Source organism: Vibrio cionasavignyae, from assembly GCF_050337155.1.
Classification (GTDB): Bacteria; Pseudomonadota; Gammaproteobacteria; order Enterobacterales; family Vibrionaceae; genus Vibrio; species Vibrio nomapromontoriensis.
In genome coordinates this window covers 237,339-264,337 of record NZ_JAKJSR010000010.1, presented here as the reverse complement: position 1 = coordinate 264,337, position 26,999 = coordinate 237,339, and the positions used below count along the sequence as shown (strand labels likewise).

Below are 26,999 nucleotides of genomic sequence, written 5' to 3'. Positions count from 1 at the left end.
TGAAAAGAAAGGCCGGCACGATATTGTTGATGGCTATTTTGGCTCTGATGGTACTAGGGCTAAGTGGTTGTGCTGGGCGATCGGATGACTTTATTCCACCTTCACCTAATGACGAAGCGTATGCACCACCTAAGCTTGACTATAACGTGACGCGAGTGAGCAAAGGCAGTCTTTATACTGGTACAACTGCCATGACGCTATTTCAAGACCGTCGAGCTTATCGAGTCGGTGACATATTGACAGTCGTTTTAGATGAAAAGACCGAATCAGACAAAAGTGCTTCTACACAATTTGGCAAGGACTCAAATGTTACTGTCACGGCTCCAACACTAGGAACAACCGTCTACGACGAAGGGACGGTGGCGTTAGATGCCAGTCGCGATTTTGATGGCGCGGCTGCAACGTCACAGGGTAACAGGCTAACGGGTTCTATTACCGTAACCGTCTACGATGTATTACCAAACGGTGTACTTAGAGTACGGGGAGAGAAGTGGCTGAAATTAAACCAAGGCGACGAGTATATTCGTCTTACTGGGAACGTTCGTGTCGATGATATTCAAGCCAATAATACCCTATCTTCACAACGAATAGCTGATGCGCGCATTACCTATGCAGGTCGAGGGACGTTTGCTGACAGTAACACTGCAGGTTGGCTCACTCAATTTTTCACTTCACCTTGGATGCCGTTTTAATGGAAGCCATATGTACACGTCATTTGTGCTTTGGTAAGAGCGTTGATGCCCGCCTACTCACCCGTGTTTGTTTAACCAATGGTCTTGGCTTGGTGGCTCTGGTGCTGTGCCTGTTGCCGCTAACGGCTTATGGGGCTCGACCTATCGATGAGATATCAGTGGTGTATGGCGATAGACAAAACCAGTTAATTGGCTATGGGTTAGTGGTTGGGCTTGATGGGTCGGGAGATAAGTCTCAAGTCAAATTTACTCAGCAATCGGTGGTGAATATGATCAAGCAGTTTGGCGTCCAGCTCGATGATGCGACCAACCCTAAGTTGAAAAATGTGGCGGCAGTGAGTGTTACCGCTTCTGTTGAGCCTCATATGGGAGCGGGTCAAACGTTGACGGTGACCGCGTCATCGTTAGGTGATGCTAAGAGCCTTCGAGGTGGCACATTATTACTTACGCCATTGCGCGGTATTGATGGCGAGGTCTATGCCGTCGCACAGGGTAGCTTGGTGGTGGGAGGCTTTAATGCCACTGGAGAAAATGGCACAAGTGTCACCCGAAACACACCAACAGTGGGGCGAATTCCAAATGGCGCGACGCTTGAAAGAGAAATTACCTCAGGCTTTGATAGCGATCCCACGATTCGTTTGCAATTAAAACAACCCAATTATGAAACGGCGCTGAATATATCCAAGGTGATTAACCAAACCTTCGGAGGTCAGGTCGCTAAAGCCATCAATAAAGGGCAAGTGGAAGTGTCTGCGCCACAAGATAGTGAAGATAGAGTGATGTTTGTGGCCATGATTCAGGCACTTGAAGTGGATGAAGGACGAAAGTTACCTAAGGTCGTCTTTAATTCACGAACGGGTACGGTCGTCATTAGTCAGAACGTCACGGTATCTGAGGCGGCGGTAAGCCAAGGTGGCATTACCGTGACGATATTGGAGTCAGAATCAGTGTCTCAGCCCGGAGGGGCCTTCAACACCGCAGGGGAAACCGCCGTGGTTCAAAATAGCCAGATTAGCATCGATGAAGAAGATGCGACGACGATGGTGTGGCCAAGGGGAACGAATTTACAAGAGATCGTTGATGCCATTAACAATATCGGTGCGTCTCCAGAAGCACTCATGCAAATATTACAAGCGCTAGACGAAGTTGGCGCGATAAATGGGGACTTGGTGGTGATCTAATGATTGATTCAACGGCGCTGACAAGCATAGCAAAGTACTCGATAGTAGAGCGTTTTGTCGTCGCTAAAACAGCTTCTGACACGAACTCAGATCAGCAAAAGCTTGAGGGCGTGCCGTTGTTAAACTCTAGTGTCGCGCAGAAGATAGTTAAGCAGAATATCGCTACGTCAACGGTCGTGAAACAAAACCCCATCGGATTGGCGACGCAAGACGCTTTTCAAAGCAGCGCCCAGCGTGCTGAACCATTTAGCTATCCACAATTACATAATCCATCTCCGTTGCCACACTCATCGGCACCTTCGCATCTTTATCTTGATAACGTCTCTCTCGCACAGTTGAAACATGACAATTCACAGCAGGGGCTGATTGCTGCCGCACAACAATTTGAAGCGCTGTTCTTGCAGCAAATGCTGAAAAGAATGCGCGCCGCAAGTGAAGTGCTTAGTGACGATGACAACCCTCTTTCAATTAAATCAGCAGGCATGTTTCAAGAAATGCGAGATGCACAACTGGCACAGCAAATCAGTCAACAATCTTCTTTCGGTTTAGCAGAAATGATTTATAAGCAGTTGTCGGCTCAGGTGCCAGATTTAGGCGTTCAGGTATCCAATACTCAACAAAAGACATCGCAGTTTATGAGTGTAAATGAGATGACACTCGCTAAGGAGCAAGAATAATGGGATTGGTGAATATAGGTTTGAGTGGTGTGTTGGCAAATCGTGTTGCCCTTAATACCACTGCGCAAAATACAGCCAATGTGAACACGCCTGGCTACAGTCGTCAGATTGTCAATTTTGATGCCACGTCCTCTGGTAATTTCGTCAACGGAATGAACTTGGGGGCGGGAGTAGAAGTGAATGGCATTCTACGAATCGCTGAACAGTCCACCACTAATCGATTAAGAGAAGCAACCGAGTCTGCCCAGTACACTCAGACCTACTACAGTGGATTATCGAGTTTAGAAAACCTGTTAGGGGCAGATGGACTTAGCTTAACTCAAGGATTGAACCAATTTTTTGCTGCCATTGATGAAGCTAGTGTCGCTCCGGAAAGCTTGGCGTTTCGTCAGCAGGTGTTGACTAACGCAGACGCTTTGACGCAGCAATTTAATTCCATCTATTCACAGCTAAATCAGCAAGAAGCCGCACAGTCTGAACGCTATAGCGCCGTGATAATGGATGTAAACAGCCAGTTAGAGAGCATTGCGAAGCTAAACCAAAAACTGCAAGAAGATGCCTTACTTGGAAAAAACGTTGCGGGTTTGCAAGATGCCATGGATAAGCACTTAAATGAATTGGCAACGTCGGTTGATATTCAAGTGATTTATATGGAGTCAGGTGGCGTTGAAGTCTCCACCCCTAATGGTCAACCTTTGGTGATTGGCGGTTTTTCTGGGTCATTAGCAAGGGATTTATCTAATGGGGATCCATATAGCACAGATTTGACTCTGTCTTTCCAATCTATGACCTCCTCGGTGGACGCTTCTTTAGGTGGAGAGCTTGGCGCCATGGAGCGCCTGAAGCAATCGCAATTTGAACCGATTAAAGCCACGCTCAACGACTTAGCGCTAGGCTTTGCTGGTGGTGTTAATTCTGTTCTTAATGCCGGGTTTGATCTTAATGGCTCAGTGGGGCGAGATCTATTTACCTATACAGGCGGAAGCGAAGCGGCATCGTTGGCCATTGATTCAACACTGTCGGCACAACATCTTGCTTTTTCATCGGATCCCTCCGTCGCCGGCAATGGCGACACCCTGAAGTCGCTATCTCAGTTGTCGCAAACGACGTTAATCAATGGTTCAGTTGTCGGACAAACCCCTTATACCGCTTATTCGGGTTTGTTGGGACAAATAGGAATATTTACTCGACAAGCAGAAAGTGAAGCGAGCGCTGCACAGATCAGCCTGGAGGATGCGCAAGTGGTACGCGACAGTCTTAGTGCGGTTAATTCTGATGAAGAAGCCGCGAATATGATGCTTTATCTCAATGCCTATGAAGCCAACATGAAAGTCATCAGTACTGCTAATCAGATGTTTCAAACTCTGCTGCAGGCATTTTAGGAGCTTATGATGCGAGTGACAGATTCTCAGTTTAATGCGGTGATGCAGCGTTCACTAATGGACAACAACATTAGGCTCAATAAAGTGTTTGAGCAAATGTCTACGGGTAAAAAACTCAACCATTTGTCCGATGATCCTATCGCGTCAGTGCGACTCGAAGGGCTTAAAAAGACCATGTCGGACAATCAGCAGTACCAACGAAATATTGATAATGTCCAATCGCAGTTGACTCGTTATGAAACCAATGTGGATACACTGGAAGAGCTATCTCAACAGGTCAACGAGCTGTTATTGCAAGGGATAAATGGCACGCTAGACCAGCATAGCCGAGCCGGGATCGTGCTTGAGCTCAAGTCACTTAAGAGTGAAATGTTAACGACGTTGAATCAGTCAAACGACGGTAGCTTTTTGTTTTCCGGCACTGATATTTCAAACCCATCCATCGACATCGTACCTCCTTATACCATGAACTCGAATGGTGATTATAGAGAGACTAAAGTCGGGGACGACCAATACGTGGCGAATAATATTACCGTTAGTGATGTGATTGGCAGTAGCGCCATCTTTACCGATTTAGACAATGCCATTGCGGAATTAGAAGTGCCGTCGGCGACGTTTATTTCCACTATTAAAAGCGCCATTGATAGTAATCAATCGTTGCATCAAAGCGTGTTATTGACGCTGACTGACATAGGCAGCCAATACAACTCATTGGACAGGTTAAAGGAAACCAGTATCGATATGGTGTTTTTTGCTGAAACAGTAAAGACAGAATTAGAGGCATTGGATTATGCCCAAGCATCGGTAGAGCTGAATCAAAGCATGATCGCCCTAGAGGCGACGCAAAAAACCTTTATTCAGATTGCTGGTATCTCATTATTTGATTTGATTTGATTTGATTTGATTTTACATGGGGCGAAGGATGCGCAGAGCGGGTGAAATAAACAGTAATAATTTGATGGTGACTAGCCAAACACTAGGGCTAGCCCTGTTACTTATTGGGTTTTCAGCTCAGCTATTTGCACAGCGATATATTGTTCCGTTTGACAGTGTTCAATGGCGTGATGGACAAGACGTTGATCGCTGCGTTTTACAGGTAAGCGATCCACATACAGGGTTTGACGTGCAGTTTGTGGTGATTGCCGCTCAGCCACTTCAGATTAGAGTAGAGCGGCAAAGCGGTCAAGCGCTCCCGGCTTCGACCTCATTTAATACCACTAAGCCGATATGGGCAAACACAACCGCTTATGCCACGACAACCATTGAAGACGTGGAGGTAAAAGGCAGCACCTTAATAGCCTCTCATGGTGCGGCTTATATGCTCGAAGATATGACACGCGGAGCCTGGTTTAACATTAATGCGATGGATTTTGATGTCTATTTCCCCACCACCAATTTTAAACCAGCGTTGCAAGCCTTTAATCAGTGCCAGCGCGAGTTACCAGCGGTGAACTTTCAGCATGCTCGACGTGTTGAATTGCAGTTTGAAGAGGGGGCGATGACGCTGACAGAGCAACAAAAAGACGTGATAGATGACATCAGTACATTAATAAAAAAAGACAAAGCTATCGTTAAGGTGCTCATTGACGGTTATACCGACAACACAGGAGACTCGGTCAGCAACTTGCAGGTAGCGAAACAAAATGGCTCGGACGTCGCACAGTGGTTTGTCGAAAATGGCGTATCAAAAACCATGTTAGAGATCCGCGGGCATGGCGATCGATACCCCAAATATGATAACGCAACACAAGAAGGGCGAGAGAAAAATCGACGAGTGGAAATTCGTTTAGTACGCAAATAGTCTCGAAGACAAATAGAGAACATAGAGTAGGCCGCATAACAATAAGCCGATGCATCAGTAACAGGAGAAGGAGCTATGGACAAAATCAGTGTGATGGAGTTACAGCAACAGTTAGTCGGAAAAATGGAAGTCCGGCAGCAAGTTGCGACCAACCCGTTGTCTAATCAGCCCATTTCATCATCTTTTGTTCATGGTGTGTCTAGACAATCACTTTCAGAAGTTACCCCTATTTCGCAAGGATCCCTGGAGTTCGGTCAGGCATTGAAAGGGGTGTTAGATACCGTTAATCAATACCAATCTCATGCATCGGAAAAAGTCACCGCGGTTGATCTTGGAAAAAGTGATGATCTTATCGGTGCCACTGTTGCAGCGCAGAAAGCTCAGCTCTCTTTTAATGCACTCATGCAAGTGCGAAATAAAATGGTGTCAAATTTTGAAGACATCATAAAAATGCCAATTTAGTTAAGGGGAACGGCAATGGCAGCAGAACTGGATAGTAAGCCTGCATTGACCAACGAGATGGGGGCCGCAAAAGCACAGCTTGGTAACATCTCGGGATGGGTGGCTGGATTTTGGAAAAGCTCTCAACGTAATGTCATTATTATTACCATCTTTGCGACCATTACTGCCGCGATTATTGTCATTATGCTTTGGACGTCAGCGGAAAGATTTCGTCCGCTCTATAGCCAATCGGCAAACTATGACTCTAGCCAAGTGTTGCAAATGCTTGATGAAGAGTCGATTAAATACCAGCTAAGTCAGGATGATGGTCAGATATTGGTGCCAGAGCGTGATGTTGCAAAAATACGCATGGTTTTAGCGTCGAAAGGTTTAAAGGAGCAACTTCCTAGTGGTTTTGAATCTCTCGATAATTCAAAAAGTCTTGGCGAGAGTCAGTTCATGGAAAGTGCCCGCTATCGTCATGCCTTAGAAGGTGAGTTAGCCCGCAGTATTTCCACTATGAGCGCAGTGAGTTTAGCCAGAGTGCATCTGGCGATACCCAAAGAAAGCCTATTCATGCGTGAAGAGGCAGAGCAGCCAAGAGCATCGGTCATTGTGCACATCATTAATGGCATGGACTTAAAACCCGCCCAAGTAGAGTCAGTGATTAACCTAGTGTCTGGAGCGGTGATTGGTCTGAAATCGGAACACGTCAGAGTGATTGATCAGCACGGTCGTTTACTTTCTAACGATGCCACCGTGGGTGACATTACCGTGACAACAGGCAAGCAGACCGACTATAAACGCAACGTAGAACGCACCTTGGTGGCTCAGGCAACCGATATGCTCACACCCATTTTAGGAGCGAGTAATTTTCGCGTTCAAATTGCCAGTGATATTGATTTCTCAAAGGTTGAAGAAACGGAAGAGATCTACGCTGATCCTGTGGTTCGCAAAGAAACGTTGTTGAATGACGTGAATGAATCCTCAATGGCACTTGGCATTCCGGGCGCATTAAGTAACACGCCGCCAGTCACTGATGGAGAGGCACAGCCTGATCCCAACGCCAAAGTAAATCGCAGTGAAACCTCCAGAGATTATGCGGTGAGTGGCAAAATCAGACATACCCAACACCAACAAGGCGTATTAAAAAAACTATCGGTATCGGTAGTAGTGAATGATATGGCCAATGGTGAACAAACCTGGACCGATGATGAGCTCACTAATATTGAAAATATTGTCCGCTCCGCTATTGGCTTTGAGGTGGAGCGTGGCGACGTCATCCACATTACTCATTTCCCTTTTGTGGTCGCTGCCGTGCCCGATGCATTGAAAATACCTTGGTTTGAAAACACCAATATTATGCAGCCTATCAAGTATTTATTAGGTGTGATGTTGAGTGGCCTCATGATCATGGTGGTGTTAAAGCCGTTGGCACAGTATTTAACTAAATCTGCCGAGCGAGAGGATCAACTCGCTGAAAATGTAGACTACGAAAGTGATGTTATTACCAAGGAAGAGCGAGTTGCAGAAGTCGCACTGCAGTCAAAACTGGAAGCCTTAGGCATTGATGCCACAGGAATTAAGGCGCTGGATGATAACCTTCCATCAGCGGATAGCCCACTAGAGGTACAAATTAAACACCTTAAGTTAATCGCGAAAGAAGACCCCAATCGAGTGGCTGAAATATTACGCACCTGGATTCAAGCATAGAAGGATATACCATGGACGGTAAACAGACTTACCAGTCAGTAGATGGCGTCGCAATGTTGATGCTGACGATGGGCGAAGACATTGGCGCAGATGTGCTAAAAGGTTTTACACACGAAGAAATCAAACAGATCACTCACGCTATGAGTAAGATGAAGGATATTAAAGCGAAGGATGCTCTCGTGTCTCTGACGGGTTTTTTTGATGATTTCCGTAAACACTCCGGGATTCTCGGCGGGACAAGAAACTACATCACTAACGTACTAGAAAAAACACTGAATGGTAATTTAGCTCGAGATTTAGTATCCGAAATCTATGGTGATGAAATACGCTCGCATGCAGAAAAGTTAGCATGGATTCCAGCAGATTTACTGGTGAATGACTTGCAAAAAGAGCACATTAATCTGCAAGCATTACTGATTGCTCATCTCCCTTTAGAGTACAGCTCAAAAGTGATGGAACAATACAGTGAAGCGCAGTGTCACGAGCTTATTTTGCAAATTTCAAAAACTCAGGTTCTGACCTCCGGATTAATGGAAACCCTTAAAGACTTAATTGATCGATGCAAAATCAATTATCACAGTGGAGGGTCCTCCAGTTTGCAAGGTTCGAAAGTGGTCGCAAACCTGATTAATCGTTATTCAGGTAATAAAAGTAATTTGTTTCAATTTTTACATGACCAAGATGAAGAAACCGCAGAGCTGGTGGAAGAGGCAATGTTCGACTTTTTCACCTTATTTAATCAAGATTTGGAAACCATCAACCTCATTAATGAACGTGTCAGTTTAGAGCTCTGGGCGTATGCGCTCAAAGGGACAAACAAAGATTGCCGTCTATACATCATCAATTCTATGCCATTACGAGTATCGACAGAGCTTAAAGAAAACCTCGTTCGTATTGGGGCGGTACCAGTGAGCCAAGTGGAACAAGCGAGAAAAGACATTATTGATATCGTTAAGCAGCTACAAAGCGAAGACATTATCAAACTCAATTTCGCTAATGAGCCAAGGTTGACCTAGGAGGGTATTGTGATGAAACTGACCGGTATCCCGAACAATAGAAACAAAGTCAACGCGACATCGACAGGCAAGATCAAAAAGCCAGATAAGCTGCAAACACGCCCGTCGTCCGCCAATCTGTTAAAACAGCAAATGTTGACGATGAATCTGCAAGAGCGACCTAAGCTCATTGCTGAGGTGTCTGATTCGCATAAAATGTACAGTCGGTTATTAATGGCGGGGGAAGTGCTACGTACCGTCGCCAGTGAGCTACTAAAACTTCGCCAAATTGCAGAATTACCTCACTATACCCCGCAGCAAGCCAATCAAATCGATGCCATTAAAAAGAAGCTCATCTTTTGGAGTAAAAAGCGCTTATTCGATCAGCACGTGGTCGATGTGTCCTTCGCGCCTATTCAAAATGATCATCCGATCATTGAGTTCACGATTCCTGGTTTAGATCTTAATCGCGAGCGCTTCCGTGATGAAGTGGTGTCTTTGTATATCAATAATCGCCTTGTCGCTTTGGCGTTTGAAAGAACAGAAGATAGAGACGTATTAGTCGAGCAATTTAAGTTAATGTTTGCTTATGCGCATCTACAGTTAAGAATTAATTCGCAGCAAGAGTTTGTGGTAGGGATCCGAGATCAGCACTGGCGTCAGTGGGATGGCCAAGTTTACGTTTCAGGACAAGGGGGGAGGTACGCCGAAGGCCCACCTGTAGCCGTGAATGTAGAGCCACTATTTCCATTACTTGATCACATCACACGTTTACCTATTAACGAAGAGGGGGCGATAGAGCAAGTTAATCGGTTGATTGAACGAGTGAACATGATGTACCGGGCACTATCCAAAGTGTTAAAAAACAAAAAAGAGAAAGCGAATCAGTTGATTGCATTTTGTACTCACCCAGAATTACAACAGGTCGGCAGTTTTAGGGAACATTTAAAAGCCAACCCAGAGTTATCCCTTACGTCGATACAACGAGGCTTTACCGGACCTACTCGAGATAATGTCATTAAATTGTTGAAGAAAATATGAAACAGGCTGCCAAAATTGCCGTTATAGTTAGATGAGTGGGTGAAGTGAGGGCTATACGATGAGCCAAATTAAGGTAGATAACATTAAACATATTGTGCCGCAGTCACAGGTTGATGTTATTCAAAACAAAAAGGCAGAAACCGATAAAAAGTCGCCCGTTAAGTCGATTAATCTATCCCAACATGAAGTTGACTTAATGGATAACGCTAAACTGTTATTTGATGGGGCAGCAGACATTGATACGAGCAGAGTTGAGTCAATTAAAGCGCAGATTGCCTCTGGGGAATTAGTGTTCGATATGGATGAACTCGCAAAAGTATTGGTGAGAATTGATCATGGCAAATAAGAGGATAATGGTTAGCTACATCGATTATGGACAGAGAATGCTGCGATATGCACGGCAATTGTCAGACAGCTTAGATGAAGTTAAACATGCTGTTTTGAAGGGGGAATACCAGCGTTTGGAGTCACTTAATCAAAAAATCATTTCATTGTCACACCAACTGGCGGAAGTGGACCTTGCCCGATTTGCAATGGCGAAAAAACTCGGTTGCCAAGATCGGCAATATGCAAAAGTTATGCAGACTAAGCTAAAAGGGCGACTTAAACAGAAAATTTGCGCCATGGATGAGAAAATCGAGGCGTCCGTCATGGTGTGTAAGGAAAAACTTGCTAGACAAGGCAGTGTGATGGTTATGCAGCATCAAGTTATGGAAGAAGCGCTGGCGAAACATAAGTTAAGGATCAATGTTTAGGTTTGATGGGGTGTTACTACCGTTAGCCGTTGTTATTTGGGTGTTTAGCTTAGGTACGGTGTTTGCCAACGATATTAAGCAACAGCCACTTAGTCGACAAGATCGGTTGTCTATTGCTATTGAAAACCAGATAGAACAAACAATGAGATACCGTTACCCTCAACAATACCAACTTGAGGTAAAGCAGCGCTTCTCAAAAGCGCTAAATAAACTTCCCTCATGCTCTGGCGTAGAACAGGTCTCGACTAAAAGTGAAATCAAGCTCGGCACTCAAAAATGGTCTATTCACTGTCCTAGTGAAGGATGGACAACCGCCGCAACGACAACAAGCAGGATTACCGTGCAGGCCGCTATCACGACGCGCGCGATAAAGAAAGGCGAGCGCTTATCACGTGAAGATGTGACGTTTCAGTCCGTGACATTATCCAAAGACCAAAAAGTTTTCTTTGAACCGAATCAACTGGTGGGTAGCAAAGTTAAACGTTCGCTGAGTCAAGGTGAGCTGCTGACCACGTCACGCTTTTATCTAGATTACGATGTAGAGAAGGGCTTACCCGTTAATGTGGTGTATCGCTCAAAAACCTTCAGTTTACAAACGCAAGGCACCGCGCTAGAAAGCGGATTAATTGGCGACACCGTTGCGGTAAAAAATAACCAATCAGGTAAAAGGCTTCGTGCTGTTGTAATAGATAGTCATGTTGTACAAGTGTATTAATGGATAGTCTTGCTTTTATCGTGGGTATTTAGGTGGCGCGAAATACCGTTTTTGTTTTCACGTGTCCAATATGACTCACTATGAGAAGTCAGCCTCAATTGGTTGGTTTAGAGATTTGTCTGCGCGGGCTTGCCTAATTTTCTTCTTCGGTGTTACTGGCCGTCAGTACTCAAATCCAAATACAGTCACGCCAGTAGCCGTGCGCCTACGTAGGTAGCAATCTACCAACAACACCCAGCGAATCACACACTATAGAAGATCCTCACTTTGGTGAGGATAACGGTGATGTTTGGCATCATAGGAAATAGGGAGTAAATCGTTTATCACCAGAAGTGAACTGAGTCACCGGATCGGCTAACAAACTTTTGCCCTTTTCGTATCTCGCATCCACCCCAATACATTCGTCATTCCCTTGACAAAGGGAATCTCATATAGCGAGGCGTAAACCTACTTTATATGATTTACTCTCGCATTTTCAGTTATCTACGTGCTTAAGAAGATCTTCGTTTTCACGAAGATGACGGTCTAATTGATATTTTAGGATGGGCACGAGCTGATAAATGAGGTTGTATCGACACGTTCACAGTTGGTGCTTCGTAACTCAGAAGTGCCCCATGGAGAGTTTAAAGTTTGATACTATAGTTAGTAACGAAGTGAAAGAGTTATGAAGTGAACCCTATTGGTCGAATAGTGACCATTTGGCTGGAACAGTCCGGAATCGGCATTGATCTCACCGTCGCCAAGATGCTGGAATTGATAACTCAGACCTAACTGTAGATCTTGGGATATCTTGCGTTCTGCACCAAACCCAATACGCCATTGCTGATCGAGTGGCAATAGAACGTCTCTATTTTGGCTATCAACAGGGCTTGTATCGCCACTTACACCACTGTAAAACAGCCAACTTTCATACGCATACTCTAAGCCAACGCCAAAAGAGTAGGTGGCCGAATACTTGTCATCGTAATCCTGCCACGCTTCCATATTCGCGCTAAGCAGCACATTGACGTCTTCATTAAGCGCGTGACGCAACCCTAGGCTCAGAGTTTCAACCCAGGTGAGTTCGGTATTTAGCCCAAAACTATTCATCTTCTCGATGGAAAAATCGTGGTCAAACTGACCTTGATAATTGACACCCAATTGAGTGTCTTCACTGATGTTATGACTGAGGCTCAACGCGAATCCGAGATCAACACTGTCCCCTTTCACTTCAAGGCCATTCAATCCTCGGACTTCAAGTGCGGCGCGCTGCAATGTCAGCGACCCACCCAATGATAGATTGTCGCCCAGTTGATAAGACAAAGACGAGGTGAGGTTCAGCGCTGCAATACTGTTCTCGTTAATCAACTGGGCGGGATTCGCGCCCACGCCTTGAGAGTATTTTACGCCCACGCCTCCGGCTGCGTGGAGTGCAACGCCGCCAACCCATTTATCATTTACTCGGGTTGCGTAAGAGATATGGGGGAGTATGTCTGAGCTGCTGCCCGTTGTTGACGAGCCGTTATCACTTCGAACAAAGTTGGACTCGACATCTAGGTACTGAAGACCAAGTATCCAGGCGCTTTCACTGATCTCAGAAAGATTAGCGGCATTGGTGATGACAGCGGACGCGTCGTTTGAGGTGACATTGCCAACACCGGCTGTGCCAACACTTTCTGTTGTGGCGATTTGAGATAGATTGAGTCCTCCCGCGTGCGCGAAAGAGCCTGCTATCCCTGCAATGCACAAGGAAAGCGTAGTTAGATGAACGTTCAAGATTATAGTCTCACGTTAAGTGGATAATATTGTGACGGCAAAGCAGTGAACGCAATTGATGTCGCGTTCACGCTCGAATTTACAGCTTCTCGACTTGGGGCAAAGGGTATTCATTGTTGAGCACGGCTTGAGTTGGTTCATACAAACGCATGTGCAGATAGAAATCATCCTGAGGCGCAGGTAACCAGTTACAAGTTGGATCCGTTGGTTTGGTGTGTTGAATACAGACTGGAAGCGTCCCGTCTTCAGCGTATTTCAGCTCTGATTGCCGATTGGTTGAAATTGAGTAACGCTGAATGAAGTTGTCCACCATAAACAGGTTTTCGGCGTCGTACATGGTGAGTGACCAGAACGCTTCTGTGGGCGCATCCGCTGGCATGGTCATTCGGTACGCATGTTCACCTGAAAGCTGTTCACCATTCGAATCCGTGTAGCGGTTTGGGTACAGTGCTCGCTCTGGAACGTTTAGACCAGCAGCGCGTAAATTGATGCTGGCTCGGCTTAAATAATCGTTACCGTAACGGCCACCTTCGAACATCATTGACCAGCCGTTATTGACATCGCCAATGCTTCTACCTGCGTACTGGATGATCTGTTGTGAAGAGGCCAATGCGCGCATGAGCCCTTTTTTCTGAGCATCAGAGAGAGCGTCTGGGTTAAATGGAGTTGCTCCGCCAATACCGATTTGCTTGAACTGATCCACAATAGCGGCATCTTCCGGTATTGGATTCTTACGCAGTTCTTTGTCAATCAACAAATACCACTCTAACCCTTCTGGCCTTGCCATCGGTGGGATGCGGTTTGTGGATTTTTCCAACTCAATCACACCATGGTCTTCGCCGAATTGCGCGAGTGGGTAGCTGATGAACTGGTCATGCACAACTAACGCATCCTCAAGATCTTGCTCACCGAAAACGCCCGTACGGTGAATCAACCAGACCATAGGGGTACGCGACTCAACAATACGATCGATGCCTTCAGGTACGTCTCCTGACCATCCTTTTTTCACTAATAATACTTTTGAACCTTGCTCGCCCATGCTCTTGGCGTGCAGATCATTAATGGAGTCAGAATAGGCATCGAGCAATTGAACAATGTAGTAACGCTCATCAGTCGGCGGAATATCAATCACCATCGGGCCGGAGAGATCAAGGTCATAATGGGCTTGCGAATAGAGCGTGTCGTTATTCACCGTCGGGACGATTCTGTCTTGTGGGCCAGACAGCACACGAGTCTTACCCATCTGATTGAGGGGCGCCATTGCGTTATCCATAGGGGCGTCGACGGAAGTTGTGGTTTGCCTTACTGCGGCAACGGTTAGTGGCCCTGTGCCATAGATAAAGGCTTGAACACCTAGATTGTAGGCAAGTTCTTCTTCTGGATTGATCGTTTGTTGAGCTAGTGAGGGCATCGCCATTACACCAGATAGCGAGCAAACTAGGCTTGTCAGTACACTTTTCTTATAGAGCATCTTTCTCATGGAGCACCTTACATTGTTGGAACGGATAGGTGACCATCATATTAAGAACCCAGGTTAATGGGTGTAATAGCCGTTATTAAGGATGTTAATACCGCAAGATTATTTATTAAGATGTTGTTTTTAATGGTATTTTATTTGTGTTTGGTTTGGTGGGATTAGCTCGGTGTCACCAACGACCTATGCCGCTATTGTTTCATTGAATAGTGGTTGTTATGTTGACAAAAAACTACCGGAGTCAATATGAATACACCTAATCATCCCTTCAGTTTATTCATAAAAGCGGAAGGCGCTCAATGCAATCTAGATTGCAGTTACTGCTATTACCTCAACAGACAAGACAGCGAGAATCGTTCATCAATGCCAACAGCAATGATGGAGCAGATCGTAGAAGCGCATATTGATGCTCAGCCTGATTTATCACAGCAAGTCGACTTCATCTGGCATGGGGGAGAGCCCATGTTAAGAGGGCTAGAATTCTATGAAGCTGCCGTTTTTGCTCAGAAAAAAAGCACCAGTAAGAAGCCTTGTGTGAATACCTTGCAAACCAACGGCACCATGATCAATGAGCGTTGGGCGGATTTTTTTGCAAAGCACAACTTTATGCTGGGTGTGAGTATTGATGGGCCGAATCTGCTCAATGATATTGCTCGTATCGATAAGAGTGGTCATTCATCGTTTGAGCGCACCATGCGTGGCATACAACATTTGAAAAGCAAGAATGTTGAATTCAATACGCTAACGGTTGTGAACAATAAAACGTATCAACATGCGAAAACCATCTATCAATTTTTGGTTGAGAACGGCAGCGGTTATATGCAGTTTCAGCCATGTATAGACCACGAATTAGACCGACGAACAGGGCATGACTGGTCGTTAACGGGAGAACAGTGGGGGCAGTTCCTGTGCGACCTATTCGACGAATGGAGTGCCGCGGATGTTGGCAAAGTGTATATTCAGTTTTTTGAGAATTGCCTAATGGTATTGATGGGGCATGCAAGCCAAATGTGCCATCATAGTGAAACGTGTGGCCAACAATTAATGGTTGAACACGATGGCAATGTGTATAGTTGTGATCATTTTGGGTATGAAGATCATCAACTTGGCTCTATGAAGAGTGATAAGCTTATTACTATGGCCAATTCGCCGACTCAAGTTAAATTTGGCACTGACAAATACAACGGGTTAAACGATGTTTGTCGTCGATGCGATTTTGTCCAGTTATGCCAAGGTGGTTGCCCCAAGAATAGGCTAGCCACTACGCGCGAGGGGCAGCCCATGAACCAATTGTGTCAAGGATACAAAATGTTCTTTCATCACGCGCTACCTAAGCTATTGCCAATGGTTAATGCGATGAAAAAGGGGTACTCGCCAGCGTATTTCCCGCTTTTCTAATTAATGGAGTGCGATATGATCAAAGACCTGAACTTACTGCAGCTGATATTGGTGTTGAATGAAACACGGCAAACGATCAGTGCGGCGAAAGCGCTGAACGTAAGTCAGCCGACCATTAGTGTCATGTTGCGTAAGCTGCGAGAGCAGTTTAATGATGAGCTGTTCGTCAGAGACAAGAATAAGCTTGAACCAACGGCAAAATGCCTAGAGCTTATCGACACGTTACCTGGGTTATTGGAACAGCTTGATAACCTCTATATACCGAGCGAAGCCTGGACACTTGCCGATTTAAAGGGCGAAGTTCAAATCATGCTGCCTTCGCCACTGATTATTCCTATTGGCGTTCCACTCATTAAAAAGCTTGCGAGCGAAGCACCGCAAGTCACGCTGCAATGCTCTCCATGGCCGGATAATGGTGCGCAAGTGCTAGAAAGCAATCGCGCATGTTGGGGGGTCAGTTACCTTCCGATGGAGGTCAATAAAACCCTAACGGAAAAAGCACTCGGGTTTGATAAATTTATGTTGGTGCTGAGGGCTGATCATCCGTTGAAAGGAAATGCGCTAGAGGACATTTTGCAGTATCCGCTGTGCATTAATATTATCCCAGGTTATATCCAGCCGTCGAAAACAGAAATGCTGATCAAGAAGTACGATTTAGGTAAGCATATTGCACTCAGAAGCAACAACATGAATCTGATGTTAGAAATGGTCAAAGACAGCGACTTTATCTACATTACGTCCACTAAGTGCCGCTCCGCTCTAGATGAGTCTTACCGTTGCGTGGATCTGCCATCCGAGTTATTGAAAGACACCTATCGTCGTGAGTTGGCTCTGTTTACGCATCAAGCCAATCGTAATAACCCATTTACTGACTGGCTCCATAAAGAGCTCATTTCTCTCGTTCAATCCTAACGTTTATCTAGCCATTATTAAAAATCGTAATAGTGGCTATCACCCCATTTTAGTCCTCTTTCTTATACCATTTATTCCAACAACGGTTCACTTGAACTTACTGATTTTGTTAGTGGCTCTAGTGATTTGCTCGTCGTCCAAGAGGAATATAAATGTATCAGTCTTTTGTTAAATCGGCTCTAGCACTTTCGGTGCTCGCGAGTGTCAATGTACACGCTTCAAGCCAACCCAATGTCGTGGCTATTATGCTTGACGATGTCAGCCCAACGGACATTTCCGCTTACCACCGTGGTTTAGGCGCTGTCGATACGCCAAATATTGACCGTATAGCGGAACGCGGCATGATGATCAGTGATTATTATGCGCAAGGCAGTTCGACGGCCGGGCGCTCAGCGTTCATTACCGGGCAATACCCATTTCGCACAGGCCTCACGTCAGTTGGTCAGCCTGGCTCTTCTCTAGGCCTGCAAAAAGAAGATCCAACGTTGGCGGAAATGCTCAAAGATAAAGGCTATGCCACTGTTCATGTCGGCAAAAGTCACCTAGGCGACAACAACAGCCATCTTCCAACTGTACATGGGTTCGATGAGTTCTTTGGCTTCCTTTATCACCTCAATGTAATGGAAATGCCAGAGCAGCCTGAGTTTCCTAAAGACCCTAACTTTAGAAGTCGCCCACGTAATGTTCTGCATACCGTCGCTACCGATGTCGCGGACATGACAGACGACCCGCGGTTTGGCGTAGTGGGTAAGCAAACCATTGAAGACAAGGGAATGCTGGGTGCGAAGCGAATGCAAACAGTGGATGGCGAGTTCCTAGACTTTGCCATGTCATGGCTGGACAAACATGAAACCGAGAAGGATGAACAGCCTTACTTCATGTGGTACAACCCGACTCGAATGCACCAAAAAACGCATGTCCGCCCTGAATACCAAGGTGTGAGCCAAACCAATACTTATTACGATGGCTTGATAGAGCTTGATGATCAAATTGGGGTGCTTCTCGATAAGTTGGAAGACTTAGGCGAAATGGATAACACCATTATTCTGTTTACGTCTGATAACGGAGTGAACTTGGATCACTGGCCTGATTCTGGTTCTGCGTCGTTTCGTGGTCAAAAAGGGACAACATGGGATGGCGGTTTCCGCGTTCCAATGCTAGTAAGTTGGCCTGATAAAATCCCTCAAGGTGAGTACACAGATGGCTTCATGACGTCTGAAGATTGGGTGCCAACCATCATGGCGGCTGTTGGCGAAGACAACATCAAACAAGAGCTGTTGGAAGGCAAAGAAATCAATGGGGAAGAGTACCAAGTCCATCTAGATGGTTACAACCAGTTAGAGATGCTAACGGATGGTGCCCCAAGCCAACGCCATGAATTCTTCTTTTACAACGAGCAAGATCTCAATGCATTTCGTGTAGACGAATGGAAAGTTCACCTGAAAACGAAAGCAGAGTGGATTTCGCCTGCAGAAGATTGGCCACTTGGCATGCTCATAAACATCAAGGCCGACCCTTACGAGCGCAGTCCTGATACGCGTGGTTGGTTCCTATGGATGAAAGAGAAAACATGGGTGTTGCCAAAGCTACAAAAAACGGCTGCAGATTACCAAAAATCTCTTATGGCGTTTCCACCAAGGCAGAAAGCAGGTGGCATCGGTATGGCCGATAAATCTGTCGTTTCTGACTAACGCTTAAAAACATTAACTCCAACCAAAACAAAGGTGTGCTTACCATGAGCACACCTTCAATAGGCTCTTGAATGAACAAATCACTAATATTATCTGCTTTACTGGTGGGTACTTTCTCTATTTCTAATGTTGCATTGGCGCAAGAATCCCCTGCGAGTGATATGGCGGATCCAATGGCTGTTTATACGGGTGGCGAACTCATCGCAGGGAATAAAGGACTCGGGGCAACCTTTCAGTTTGGCGTGAATCACGGTGATTGGGGGGTGCTTGGGAAATTGGAAGGGAAGAACAATTTTGAAAATTACCGCGCTCGATTTTTTACACCAAACAAGAAAACCGGTACTGGCTTGTTCGTGGATGCTGGGCACGATTTTTCCAACGATGGGATAACCTCAAACTATGCGTCGGCGGGTATCATGCAGGCGTTCAAATTGAGCGATAAGGTAAACCTATACAGTGCCTTAACGTACGGACAAATGTGGGAAGAGAGTAATCAATTCAAAGATACGCAAATCATCAGCAGTATCAATTATTTAAAGTATGACTTTGCCGAGCAATTCTACCTTCAACTCGCCCCACAATACACCTATGGGTTAGACGGTGAAAACACTCGAGATTTCTCGGCAGAGATGCAAATCGGTTACAAAGTGGATAGTGACAACATCATTATTTTTAGTGGTGATACCGACAATAACGCCTGGATCACCTTCCGTACCCGCTTCTAGTTTGGACATTGAATGATGAAAAAAACACTACTTGCAACGACGCTTACCTGCACCTTTATGATGGCGATGCCATCGATTTTAATGGCAAACGAAGTAAGCACCACAACTCAAGTTTCTACCGCTATTCACAGTGGCACCGTGCCGTTAGAAATGGCCAGTGACGCAGCGCAGAAGAAAGATCATAAGAAACTGGCACAGCTTGCTTACGAATATGCATTTTCTATCGACGAAGCCTACAAGTACTTTTACGAAACCGTTGTGGAGTCTGAATTCCCGCTTAATCAATTTCAAAACATCAGAGTATTAGCAGACGATACTTACACCGCGCACCCAACGATCAACAACGATACATTGCACTTAATGGGCTGGATGGACTTAGCGGCAGAGCCTGTCATTATCAGCATTCCCAATCACGATGAAGACCGATACTGGCTGTTCCATACCATGAACATGCAACACTTTACGGATTCAGCGTTTGGTTCCCCACAAAGAGGAACGAAAGGGGGAAGCTTTATGTATGCCGTCGAAGGGTGGCAAGGTGACGTGCCGGCCAGCGTCGATGAAGTGATCTACGTTGAACACCCACTCGTGAAAATGATGGGGCGTATTATGGATCTCGGCGGTGACGACTCTGCTACGGCTCAAAAGCTGATGGACCAGTGGAACATTCGTACCTTGTCAGCGTATTTGGGCGAAAAAGGCCCGGATGCCGTTGCTCGTGATTACCCGCATCCAAATAGCTCTAACTGGGTTGAACGAACCAACTTTGTATTGTCTGAAGGGACAATGAAACAGCGTGATCAAGCATTGATCGAGCATTTTGAATTCCTTGAGTTGGGTAAGGTTGACGCTCACTTCAATGACGAACAACGCAGCCTCATTGAATTAGGTCAACACGAAGGGTTTGAACGCATTAAAAATGCAGGGTTTGACGATTCTCGCGATGTACTCGGCACTCGCGCTGAAATGACCCGGGTCCCCAGTTATCAGCATGCTTACGGCACCTTAATGGGGCAGTGGGGTTTACCTGCGAAACACACCATGTACAGTGGTGATTTCTTCGATAGTGAGGGTGAAGTGCTTGATGGAAGCCAGTTTGACTATACGGTAACTTTCGATGCGCCACCCATTGAAGACGGCGGATTTTGGTCGTACACCGTCTACAGTGGCGAAACGAGGTTAATGGACAAGAACGACTTAAACAGGCATTCACGTGGTGATCGAACGCTCACACCAAACGAAGATGGCAGTTACACCATTACCATGAGTAGCGACACCAAAGGCAATGAAAACAACCCTAACTTTTTGCCTATTCCTGATCATCAATGGTATTCGGTGCTGCGTATGTACACACCAGGTGAAGAGGTTAGAACCGACCAATGGAAATCAACGCCTTTTACAAAAATCAAAGATAAGGGAAGCAAACCGCGCAATAGGCCATAAAAATCATAAGTGATGCCCTATTGAATCTAGATTCTAGGTGTGGCTAGGCATTTGCGGGGGGTAGTATTGGAAGGATAACCAGACAGCAAGGTGAGATAATTATGTTGCTATCGACAATCCTTTCACTGGACGTAATTTTGCCTAATCTATCAGAGTGTTGAATCGCAACCTAAATTGTTTGAGTCAGTGTGATTATGCTGACTCATTTTGATATCAACATATCCATTAAGAGAAGTTTCTGTACCTTATGGAGCTACTTCATAAATTTACCTTTACTCCCAACGACAATCGTGATGGCCAAATAAGGAAGTCGCCATAGTAATTTCCAAATAATATGAAATGGTATCAAAAAGTTTTTTTGCTTGAGTAAATTGGCGTTCTCGGAGGAAAAACAGTCTAATTTAGCTAGGTGATTTACGTGAATCAGAATAGTTGAGGTGATCCGAAATCTAACTATCTGCTGAAATTCGTAACTAGCTTCTATCCAAAAATGAGTCAGTTCGGCTTGCGTCAGTGCATTGTAAACCTATTCTTGGGTAATTCGTTTCCATTTTAAGTGAGCTACATGCTTTGTGAGAGCCTCATATCCACGAGGATGACGGCCTTATTGGGATAGAGTAAAGGCGGTGAGTTAAGAGGTCTCAGTCCAAAAACTTGTCGTACACAACCATACCAGCGGGGTTCCCTTCAGCGGTTTGTATTGCGAATCATACCGATATCGTTTGTCGCATAGCGAACGTTAGTAGATTGCTTTCTTCAGAGGAATGACGAGCTGCTGGGTGTGTTTTGATACTCGCCTGTACCGCGATAACGTTAGCTTAGCCACTTTAGCAACCTTGCGGATGATGGCTTACGCTTCTTGCTGTTATCTTTCTTCGTAATAGGGTAGTTTGAACGATATCCTAGTCGAGGCTCAAGCCGCGATCGTCATTCGTTCTTTCTCCGGAGAAGTTATGTCTACGCCCCTCAATGATTGTATTGTTCCTATGTATCCAACGATTCAAGCGTTAGATGTGGATGGCTTAGAGCCCGGAGAGCATAAGTTCTGGTTTGCCGTTGCCACCGATGCGATTGGTCATCCACAAACGCTTCCTGTGCGCGTGTTTAAAGGTAAGCGTCCCGGTAAGCGGATTATGATTACTGCGGGTATTCATGGTGATGAACAAAATGGCATTTTGACCGCGCAACAATTGGCGAGAGAGTTAATTGGAAAAATGCATGCTGGTGTGGTCACCATTGTACCCACTGTGAATTTGTCTGGTATTGCGCGCCATAGCCGTGACTTTCATTCCGCCGCGCCTGATAGCTCGTCTTCCAACTTGAACCGAGTATTTCCTGGTAATCCTGATGGTGATGAAGCGAACCGCTTTGCGGCCAATTTATGGCAAAATTTATTGAAACCGAACGCCGATTTAGCGATTGATTTGCACTCGCAGACGTCGGGGTCAGCCTATCCGCTATATGTCTTTGCGGATTATCGCTTAGACGACTCTATTCGTATGGCAAGATTACTTAACCCCGACGTCATTCTTAATGACCCTGGCGATCCGGGCATTCTTGAAACGGCTTATAATCGCGCGGATATTCCTTCTATCACCATTGAAGTGGGTATTGGACGTTACACGGATTTACCTATGGTCGAGCGAGCCGTCAATGGTGTGCTTAACGTATTACGCTCTTATGAGCTGATTGCTGGCGAGGTGGTATCACAAACCGTGCCTTGCACGGAAGGAGAAGAAATTATCAGTATCCGAGCCGATCAGGGAGGATTTGTCCTTTGCCAAGTGGCGTTGCTTGATGAAGTGGTAAAAGGGCAGCAAGTCGCCACGCAATACAATAGCTTTGGTGATGAGATAGCGCATTATATCGCGCCTTCAAATGGGGTAGTGATCAGCCACAACGTGGAATCGGTAAGGGCGCCAGGGTCGTTAGTGGTGCGTTTGATTAAGTAATGCGCTGCCGGGCGGTAAATTATGATGATGAGGCACGTTAGCTGACATGCGTTTTAATGGAAAATTGAAGCCTCATCAATATGGAGCCGTCTTAACCTACATTACGCGCCACCATAAGCACTTCATCAGCGGAGTACAGATTAGAAATGGTGGCTTCGACTTCAGCGCCTAACGTCGATTTGTATAAGTTTTGGGCAAAGTTGTCCGCGCGCGTCGTAACGTATATATGTTTGAGTACCGAGTCATTTTGCGCCAACCTTTCTTTTACTAAAGGTAGGGTTTGGGTAATGAGCCCACGTCCTATTCCTTTTCCTTGGTGATCGGGAGAGACCGCTAGCTGCTCTATTTCGAGGATGACTTCTGGGCGAAAGCCACTCTTTTGAGTCCAAATAATAAAGCCAGTAATTTGTTTGTCGTTATTCTCCGCCACAAAGCACAGCACACGAGGAAACGCATTAAAGTTACATTGCAGCCATTCATAAGATTGTTTTTGTCTGACGAAAGTGAGTTTGTGTATCTCTGCTGCTGCTTTTAAATCGGACGTGTTCATCAATCGGACGTTCATTTCTACCTCAATACTTAGATTAAATACAGCGCGTTCGCGGTAAGTGAGCAAGAGGGTTAAGTGTACCAAATGTTAAGGTGTTCACTTTGTAAAAAGCGTGTCAGGGTCGCAGTAATTGGGAACTGTGACTAGCTTAGGCCATTGATTTAGCCAGTTTTTCGAGTGTACTCGTTGCCAAAATAGTGCGATAGGCGCACTGGGGTTATGAGTCAACTTCCCCGCCAGCAAAGTGTCTGCACCAAACGCTGAAATGCATTCTATTTGTTCGCCGTTCTTGCGTACGGCAATGGCGGTTTCTTTTTCTGGCCAGTAACTCATTGCATGGATGATGTCAGTGTAGGGTTGGTGACCGTTTCTGCTGTGCATCAATGCTTGATTACGTACTTGCCAGCCAATACTAGGCATTGTGTTATTTAGATAGGCTTCTATGCGCTGTTGACCACTTGAATCCATTTCTGATGGGTCAAAGTAAATAACGTCAACATCGTTCAATGGCGTCGGGGTGGTTCGGTTGTGTAAATCGTCCCAAATTAAATTACGAACAAACCCTGCGGCTAAGTAGCAGGGTTGAAAACCAACACTCGCAACACAGCTTAAGATTTTCGACCTGAGCGCGTCTTGGTGCATTAATGTAGTGATCCTTTCCATACTTAACTATCGCTCTGCGACGTTATTAGTTAAAAGCGTTGGTTGAAAAGGGCGAAGATCAATACCTTCCAGGTCGCATACCGTTTTTATCGTTGGGTGGGAGGATAATCGCGTAAGATACGCGGACAAATGTTTAAATTGCAGCGGCGATGTTTGAGCGGGTAAGCTCCACTCCGACAACATGAAAAGGAAAAAGTCGCAGGCTGTGAGTTGTTCGCCTAGCAGGTATTGACGGCCTTTAAGTTGGTCATTAATGACAGAGAGAGATTCTGCAATCCGCTCATCTTGAGCCGCGATGACATTAGGGATCGTGCGTTCATCGTTGGTGTGCCTATGAGGATAATAGCGCACCATGAGTTCAGCTTGCAGCGTATTATTTAAATAGGTTAACCACTGGAAAAAATGCGCACGTGTATGACTGCCGAGCAAAGGAATAAGGCCGTGCTGAGGGTGTTGTTCGCAAAGGTGAATACAGATGGCTGGGCTTTCAAAAATAACGGTGCCATCATCGATAAGTGTTGGAATTCTGCCTGCTGGGTTTAGTGCAAGATAGTCGCTGGATTTTTGTGAGTTGGACTGTTTATCAACAAGGATAAGTTGATAGTCGAGGCCCATATGATGCAGTAAAAAGTGTGGGGCTAAGCTTGCGTTATTGGGGTAATAATAGAGTTGATACAATTTACAGTCCTTGTTTGATTGGGGCTTCCCTTGGCGGTGTTTCGTTAGATGCTATCGGAACAGACGCAACATCATCGGAAATAACATCATCAGAAATAACAGGAATCCAGTATATCCGCCTGCGCCAATGTTATCACCATACGTAGTGAGAATGAGTGAGGTGCCTCATACCTGGCTTGTCATCTCGTTTGGTTACTCAACTTCGCCAAGGACATTGAGCCCGTACTCATTGGGTATTTCATTATAGCTCAGCACGATAAGCTCCTTGGCAAAGGCTTTTGCCAGCTTTGCGATCATAGGTCTTGTCGTTGGTGGCACTACAAGTACGGCAGGTAAATTTTGGCTTTGCATCGTTTGAACAATAGTTGGCATGCGGTTTTGACATTTTTGCAGTATCGTCGCTTCAATGGGAATGGCATCCAACGGAATATTGGGGTCGTTTTGTTGTGAAAGAGAAATGGCACTTTTAAGTTCGCCCTCTAAGGAGGCGCCAATAATAAAGGCGTTAATGGTTTTGCTGTTGGGAGAGATTAGGTTAACAATGGTGCGCTTTAGCGCAACTCGAATATTGGAAGACAGTAAGATAGGGTCTTTTACCGTATCAATACTTTCTATGATGGTATTGGCGATGGTGCGCACATTGATGATAGGGACTTGTTGGGCAAGAAGTTGACGTATGACCTGCATTTGCAAGTTGGGCGAAATGACACTGGCTAGGTTTTCTGCCAGTTCGGGATGATGAGTAGCAAGCCGATGGTTTAGGGCTTTAACATCATCGTAATTGAAAATATCGTTTAAGTGTTCACTGCAAACCTTGCTGACATGGGTGGCAATGACGTCATAGATATCAATAACTTGAAACCCTAAGTTGATGGCTTTAGTTTTATCGGCTTTATTGATCCATAGTGCTGGAAGTTGGTAGGCGGGATCAATGCCGACGATCCCATCTAAATCAGGGTGGTCGATTCTGTTGCCAACGGCCATCGATTTATCGACATAGACTTCACCTCGTTCTATTTCATCACCATCAATACTGATCGCGTATTCAGATGGTTTTAACGAAAGGTTATCAGTAATGACCACTTCGGGGATCACAAAGCCAATTTGTTCACTTAGTGTTTTTCTGCTTCCTCGGATACTTTTGATCAGGTTTCCGCCTTTCTTTGTTGTGGCGAGGGGGACGAGTTTAAACCCTAACGACAGTGCAATTACATCGATGGTAGGGATGATATTCCAGTCGATCGTGGTCTCCGAAGGGGAATGATGCAGTAACTCGCTATCTGGTTCCGGAAGCGCTTCTATGGCTTTAAACTTACTTTGTCGCCAGCCAACGAAGGCGAGTAAGACGGTAAAGGTATAAAAAGCGAGGTGTGGCATGTTGGGAACGCTACCAATAACAAACATAACGCCCGCGGCCATATAGAGGTTATGGGGAGAGGCGAGTAGTTGCTTTTGAACGGTTTGCGCCATGTCATTATCGTTGTCGCTAATACGAGTTACGATAATGGCGGCAGACGTTGCAAGTAATAGCGAAGGAATTTGAGCGACGAGACCATCACCAATGGTGAGTAATGCGTAAGTCTGAAAGGCATCTTCTGCAGATAGACCATGTTCAAAAATACCAATTAGCACGCCACCAATAAGGTTAATGAAAAGAATAAGCAAACCCGCGATGGCATCGCCTCGAACAAATTTACTTGCCCCATCCATCGCCCCATAAAATTCCGCTTCTTCGCCAACTTCTAAACGGCGGGCTTTTGCTTCAACTTGGTCGATAGCACCTGCGTTTAAGTCGGCATCAATCGCCATTTGTTTGCCTGGTAGCGCATCTAAGGTAAATCTCGCCGAGACTTCTGAGATACGTTCGCCCCCTTTGGTGATAACAACGAAGTTAATGATCATCAAAATCACAAACACCACAATACCCACGACATAGCTGCCGCCAATCACGACTTCACCAAATGACTGAATTACTTTACCAGCCGCGTCGCCACCGTTGTGACCTTCCAGTAATACGATTCGAGTAGAAGCTACATTGAGCGTTAATCGTAGTAGCGTCGCAATGAGCAATAGGGAAGGAAAAATAGAAAATTCGAGCACTCGGGTGACGGTACTGGCGACGAGTAAGACCACGATTGCCAACATGATATTAAAGGTGAAGAAGGTATCGAGTAGTAGTGGTGGCAGGGGGAGAATCACCATCGCCAAGATCATTAATAGAACGATGGGGATAGTCAACCGAGTAGTGATTGCCTGAATTACCTTTCTCATAACAGCCAATTTAGTGGTTATCGTTAAATTAGATACTAGGATATTTTTCAATCACTTCTCACTTTTGATACTTGCAATTTACATTTTAAGTGAG

25 protein-coding genes are annotated in these 26,999 nt (G+C 45.5%); 19 read left to right on the top strand and 6 right to left on the bottom strand.

Annotated features, from left to right (window positions below):
- The first annotated feature begins 29 nt into the window (after nt 1-29).
- The 13 genes from flgH to flgA all read left to right on the top strand — a co-directional run bounded on the left by flgH (nt 30) and on the right by flgA (nt 11,393).
- On the top strand, nt 30-692 hold the full coding sequence (gene flgH, locus L4D74_RS04415; protein ID WP_428751169.1) for a flagellar basal body L-ring protein FlgH: 663 nt from the start codon (nt 30-32) through the stop codon (nt 690-692).
- On the top strand, nt 692-1,873 hold the full coding sequence (locus tag L4D74_RS04410; protein WP_428750923.1) for a flagellar basal body P-ring protein FlgI: 1,182 nt from the start codon (nt 692-694) through the stop codon (nt 1,871-1,873). Before flgH ends, L4D74_RS04410 begins: the two co-directional genes overlap by 1 nt.
- Nucleotides 1,873-2,550, top strand: coding sequence for a rod-binding protein (locus L4D74_RS04405; protein WP_428750922.1), 678 nt, complete (start codon nt 1,873-1,875; stop codon nt 2,548-2,550). Before L4D74_RS04410 ends, L4D74_RS04405 begins: the two co-directional genes overlap by 1 nt.
- Nucleotides 2,550-3,932 (top strand): flagellar hook-associated protein FlgK, encoded by a 1,383-nt coding sequence (gene flgK / locus L4D74_RS04400; protein WP_428750921.1) that lies wholly within the window; start codon nt 2,550-2,552, stop codon nt 3,930-3,932. The genes L4D74_RS04405 and flgK overlap by 1 nt, the downstream gene beginning before the upstream one ends.
- A 6-nt stretch (nt 3,933-3,938) precedes the next feature.
- Nucleotides 3,939-4,826 carry a flagellar hook-associated protein FlgL gene (flgL, locus tag L4D74_RS04395; protein WP_428750920.1) on the top strand — a complete coding sequence of 296 codons (888 nt, stop codon included), beginning with the start codon at nt 3,939-3,941 and terminating at the stop codon, nt 4,824-4,826.
- A 28-nt stretch (nt 4,827-4,854) separates the two neighbouring features.
- On the top strand, nt 4,855-5,733 hold the full coding sequence (locus tag L4D74_RS04390; RefSeq protein WP_428750919.1) for an OmpA family protein: 879 nt from the start codon (nt 4,855-4,857) through the stop codon (nt 5,731-5,733).
- 75 nt (nt 5,734-5,808) lie between these two features.
- Nucleotides 5,809-6,195 carry a flagellar hook-basal body complex protein FliE gene (gene fliE / locus L4D74_RS04385; RefSeq protein ID WP_428750918.1) on the top strand — a complete coding sequence of 129 codons (387 nt, stop codon included), beginning with the start codon at nt 5,809-5,811 and terminating at the stop codon, nt 6,193-6,195.
- Nucleotides 6,196-6,210: 15 nt separating this feature from the next.
- Nucleotides 6,211-7,887 (top strand): flagellar basal-body MS-ring/collar protein FliF, encoded by a 1,677-nt coding sequence (fliF, locus tag L4D74_RS04380; RefSeq protein WP_428750917.1) that lies wholly within the window; start codon nt 6,211-6,213, stop codon nt 7,885-7,887.
- An 11-nt stretch (nt 7,888-7,898) separates the two neighbouring features.
- Nucleotides 7,899-8,903: a FliG C-terminal domain-containing protein gene (locus L4D74_RS04375; RefSeq protein WP_428750916.1), complete on the top strand. Its 1,005-nt coding sequence runs from the start codon at nt 7,899-7,901 to the stop codon at nt 8,901-8,903.
- 12 nt (nt 8,904-8,915) lie between these two features.
- The gene (locus L4D74_RS04370; RefSeq protein WP_428751168.1) at nt 8,916-9,923 is read left to right on the top strand and encodes a hypothetical protein; all 1,008 of its coding nucleotides are present in this window, start codon (nt 8,916-8,918) and stop codon (nt 9,921-9,923) included.
- 58 nt (nt 9,924-9,981) lie between these two features.
- The gene (locus L4D74_RS04365) at nt 9,982-10,269 is read left to right on the top strand and encodes a flagellar biosynthesis anti-sigma factor FlgM (RefSeq protein ID WP_428750915.1); all 288 of its coding nucleotides are present in this window, start codon (nt 9,982-9,984) and stop codon (nt 10,267-10,269) included.
- A 37-nt stretch (nt 10,270-10,306) separates the two neighbouring features.
- Nucleotides 10,307-10,678 (top strand): hypothetical protein, encoded by a 372-nt coding sequence (locus L4D74_RS04360; protein ID WP_428750914.1) that lies wholly within the window; start codon nt 10,307-10,309, stop codon nt 10,676-10,678.
- A complete protein-coding gene (gene flgA, locus L4D74_RS04355) occupies nt 10,671-11,393 on the top strand; it encodes a flagellar basal body P-ring formation chaperone FlgA (protein ID WP_428750913.1) in 723 nt (240 codons plus the stop codon). The genes L4D74_RS04360 and flgA overlap by 8 nt, the downstream gene beginning before the upstream one ends.
- Before the next feature lie 642 nt (nt 11,394-12,035).
- Here flgA and L4D74_RS04350 read toward each other — a convergent pair.
- Both L4D74_RS04350 and L4D74_RS04345 read right to left on the bottom strand, forming a co-directional pair.
- A complete protein-coding gene (locus L4D74_RS04350) occupies nt 12,036-13,148 on the bottom strand; it encodes an OmpP1/FadL family transporter (RefSeq protein WP_428750912.1) in 1,113 nt (370 codons plus the stop codon).
- A gap of 79 nt (nt 13,149-13,227) precedes the next feature.
- Nucleotides 13,228-14,628, bottom strand: a complete 1,401-nt coding sequence (locus L4D74_RS04345) for a DUF1254 domain-containing protein (protein ID WP_428750911.1) — start codon at nt 14,626-14,628, stop codon at nt 13,228-13,230.
- A 240-nt stretch (nt 14,629-14,868) separates the two neighbouring features.
- Between L4D74_RS04345 and L4D74_RS04340 the strand changes: the two genes are divergently transcribed.
- From L4D74_RS04340 to L4D74_RS04315, 6 genes are all read left to right on the top strand, one after another.
- Complete coding sequence (locus L4D74_RS04340) at nt 14,869-16,020, top strand: anaerobic sulfatase maturase (RefSeq protein WP_428750910.1); 1,152 nt, start codon at nt 14,869-14,871, stop codon at nt 16,018-16,020.
- A 15-nt stretch (nt 16,021-16,035) separates the two neighbouring features.
- Nucleotides 16,036-16,932, top strand: coding sequence for a LysR family transcriptional regulator (locus tag L4D74_RS04335; protein WP_428750909.1), 897 nt, complete (start codon nt 16,036-16,038; stop codon nt 16,930-16,932).
- Nucleotides 16,933-17,084: 152 nt separating this feature from the next.
- Nucleotides 17,085-18,623 (top strand): sulfatase-like hydrolase/transferase, encoded by a 1,539-nt coding sequence (locus L4D74_RS04330; protein ID WP_428750908.1) that lies wholly within the window; start codon nt 17,085-17,087, stop codon nt 18,621-18,623.
- A 71-nt stretch (nt 18,624-18,694) separates the two neighbouring features.
- Nucleotides 18,695-19,348, top strand: a complete 654-nt coding sequence (locus tag L4D74_RS04325) for a hypothetical protein (RefSeq protein WP_428750907.1) — start codon at nt 18,695-18,697, stop codon at nt 19,346-19,348.
- A gap of 81 nt (nt 19,349-19,429) precedes the next feature.
- Nucleotides 19,430-20,791: a DUF1254 domain-containing protein gene (locus L4D74_RS04320; RefSeq protein WP_428751167.1), complete on the top strand. Its 1,362-nt coding sequence runs from the start codon at nt 19,430-19,432 to the stop codon at nt 20,789-20,791.
- A gap of 953 nt (nt 20,792-21,744) precedes the next feature.
- Nucleotides 21,745-22,743 (top strand): succinylglutamate desuccinylase/aspartoacylase family protein, encoded by a 999-nt coding sequence (locus tag L4D74_RS04315; RefSeq protein WP_265673036.1) that lies wholly within the window; start codon nt 21,745-21,747, stop codon nt 22,741-22,743.
- Between the two features lie 91 nt (nt 22,744-22,834).
- Here the strand turns inward: L4D74_RS04315 and L4D74_RS04310 are convergent, their stop codons facing one another.
- The 4 genes from L4D74_RS04310 to L4D74_RS04295 all read right to left on the bottom strand — a co-directional run bounded on the left by L4D74_RS04310 (nt 22,835) and on the right by L4D74_RS04295 (nt 26,905).
- Nucleotides 22,835-23,293: a GNAT family N-acetyltransferase gene (locus L4D74_RS04310; protein ID WP_428751166.1), complete on the bottom strand. Its 459-nt coding sequence runs from the start codon at nt 23,291-23,293 to the stop codon at nt 22,835-22,837.
- A gap of 96 nt (nt 23,294-23,389) precedes the next feature.
- Entirely contained in the window at nt 23,390-23,956 is a 567-nt protein-coding gene (locus L4D74_RS04305) for a nucleotidyltransferase family protein (RefSeq protein WP_428750906.1), read from the bottom strand.
- Nucleotides 23,957-23,962: 6 nt separating this feature from the next.
- Nucleotides 23,963-24,634, bottom strand: coding sequence for a glutathione S-transferase family protein (locus L4D74_RS04300; protein WP_428750905.1), 672 nt, complete (start codon nt 24,632-24,634; stop codon nt 23,963-23,965).
- Between the two features lie 192 nt (nt 24,635-24,826).
- Nucleotides 24,827-26,905: a flagellar biosynthesis protein FlhA gene (locus L4D74_RS04295; protein ID WP_428750904.1), complete on the bottom strand. Its 2,079-nt coding sequence runs from the start codon at nt 26,903-26,905 to the stop codon at nt 24,827-24,829.
- Between the last annotated feature and the right edge of the window lie 94 nt (nt 26,906-26,999).